This window comes from Aldersonia kunmingensis (assembly GCF_001646865.1).
Lineage (GTDB): Bacteria > Actinomycetota > Actinomycetes > Mycobacteriales > Mycobacteriaceae > Aldersonia > Aldersonia kunmingensis.
This window is the reverse complement of sequence record NZ_LRRB01000122.1, coordinates 1-2,757: the sequence shown is the minus strand read 5'-3', so window position 1 is coordinate 2,757 and position 2,757 is coordinate 1. Positions and strand designations below refer to the sequence as shown.

Genomic DNA, 2,757 nt, shown 5'->3' with positions numbered 1-2,757 from the left:
GGCGCAGTCGCGGATGTGGTTCCTGAACCGGTTCGATCCCGAGTCGGTGGTGGACAACGTCCCGATGGCGATCCGGCTGTCGGGTGAACTCGATACTGCTGCACTGCAACTGGCGGTCGCCGATGTGGTGGAGCGGCACGAATCGCTGCGCACGATGTACCCCGAGATCGACGGTGTGGGCTACCAGTTGGTGCTGCCCGCTTCTGAGGTGGTTCTGGACCTCGCGCCGGTTCCGGTGCCGGAGGCAGAGCTGTTCGGTGCGGTGGCCGGAGTTGTCGGGCGTGGGTTCGATGTCACGACCGAGGTTCCGGTGCGGGCGCGTCTGTTCCGGGTGAGCGACGCGGTCGCCACCGACGTCACAGGTGCCACCGAGTTCGTCCTGGTGTTCGTGGCGTATCACATTGCTACCGATGGTTTCTCGGTTGCTCCGTTGGCGCGCGATGTGATGGTGGCGTACGAGGCACGGACCCGTGGTGACGTGCCGGGCTGGGCTGCGTTGCCGGTGCAGTACGCCGATTACGCCCTGTGGCAGCGGGAGGTGCTCGGGTCGGAGGACGATCCCGAGTCGCTGATCGCGGGCCAGCTCGGGTACTGGCAAGGCCAGCTGGCGGGTGTGCCCGAGGAGTTGGGGCTGCCGTTCGATCGGCCGCGACCGGCGGTCGCGTCGGGGCGGGGTGCGAATGTCGAATTCGACGTGCCGGCCGAGCTGCACACCGCGCTGGTCGGAGTCGCGCGGGCCCATGATGCGACGTTGTTCATGGTGGTGCACGCCGCGTTGGCGGTGCTGCTTGCACGGCTGTCCGGTGGCGACGATATCGCGGTCGGCACCCCGATCGCGGGTCGTGGCGAGCGTGAGCTCGACGATCTGATCGGCATGTTCGTCAACACCCTGGTGCTGCGCACCGGTGTCAGTGGTGGCGAGTCATTCGCGGAGCTGCTCGCGCAGACGCGCGAAACCGATCTGGGTGCGTTCGGGCATGCGGATGTGCCGTTCGAGCGGCTGGTCGAGATCCTGGATCCGGTTCGGTCGCAGGCGCGCAATCCGTTGTTCCAGGTGGCGCTGTCCTTCCAGAACCTGGGTACGACCCGGTTCGAGCTCCCAGGTCTGACCGTCGCCGGCCTCGACGCGGGGTCGGAGGCTGCGAAGTTCGACCTGCAGGTGACCTTGTCGGAGTATCCGTCCGACTCCGGTCGCGGCATGGGCGGCGTGCTGACCTATGCGACCGAACTGTTCGACGAACAGACGATGGTCGACTTCGGTGCACGGTTGCTGCGTGTCCTGACCGCGGTCGTTTCGGATCCTGACGTGTTGGTGGGGGATATCGAGATCCTCGATGCGGGCGAGTTCGCTGCGCTGACCCAGGTGTCGGGCGCCGGTGCGATGCCTGTCGGGGTGTTGCCGGAGCTTCTGACGGCGTCGGTGGCGTCGTCGCCGGATGCGGTGGCAGTGCGGTACGACGGGCAGTCCTACACCTATCGGGAGTTGGATGCGTCGTCCAGCCGGTTGGCGCGTTTGCTGATCGGTCGTGGCGTGGGGCCGGAAGGCATAGTGGCGTTGGCGTTGCCGCGGTCCTACGACATGGTGCTGGCGGTGTGGGCGGTCGCGAAGACCGGTGCTGCGTATGTGCCGGTGGATCCCACGTATCCGGCGGACCGTGTCGAGTACATGTTGTCGGATTCCGGTGCGCTGCTGGGTATTACGGGGTCCGATTTCATCGGCGGCCTGCCGGCTGCCGGATTCGAATGGCTCGAGCTGGATGCGCCGGGTACCGACCAGGCGCTGGCCGAGTACGAGGCGAACGGCGTGACCGATGCGGATCGGCTTGCGCCGGTGCGGGTGTCGAACACGGCGTACATGATCTACACCTCGGGTTCGACGGGGCGCCCGAAGGGCGTTGCGGTAACCCACGCCGGCCTCGCTGGCGTGACGCAGTATGCGACCGGTTTGTATGGCGTGAATCCGGATTCGCGGTTCCTGCATGTGTGTTCGCCGAGTTTCGATCCGTCGGTGCTGGAGTGGACCGCGACGTTCTCGAACGGCGCGACTCTGGTGATCGTGCCGGCGGGAGTGATCGGTGGCCTGGAGCTGACCGAGCTGCTGGCCGCGGAGCGGGTGACGCACTCGATCATCACGCCGGCCGTGCTGGGCACGATGGATGCCTCGATGCTGTCCGACTTCGAGGTCGTATCAGTCGGTGGTGACGTCTCGACGCCGGAGTTGGTGGCGCGGTGGGCGCCGGGTCGCCGGTATTTCAACGGTTACGGCCCGACGGAAACCACGATCATCTCCTCGTACGCCGAGCTGACGGCGGATGGTCCGGTGACGATTGGTACGCCGGTGGCCGGGATGTCGGCGCTCGTTCTCGACGCGCGATTGCGTCCGGTTCCGGCGGGTGCGGCGGGTGAGCTGTACCTGTCCGGTGATGCGCTGGCGCGTGGCTATCACGACCGGGCGGGTCTGACCGCGGAGCGATTCATCGCGAACCCGTACGCGCCGGGCGGCGAACCGATGTACCGCACGGGTGATTTGGTGCGGTGGCGCCGCGACGGTGCGTTGGAGTTCGTGGGGCGCACCGACTTCCAGGTGAAGGTCCGTGGTTTCCGTGTCGAGCTGGGCGAGATCGACGCAGTGCTCGCCTCGCATGAGTCGGTGCGGTTCGCCGTGACACTGGGCCGGACATTGGATTCGGGTGCCACGGTGCTCGTGTCGTATGTGCAGCCCGCGGGTGGCGCGGTGATCGATACGGGTGCACTCGC

At 66.8% G+C, this 2,757-nt stretch carries 1 protein-coding gene; it reads left to right on the top strand.

What is annotated here, in order from left to right:
- Positions 1-2,757 (top strand): non-ribosomal peptide synthetase (locus A8G08_RS09825; protein WP_157108485.1); only part of this gene is annotated, 2,757 nt, incomplete at both ends.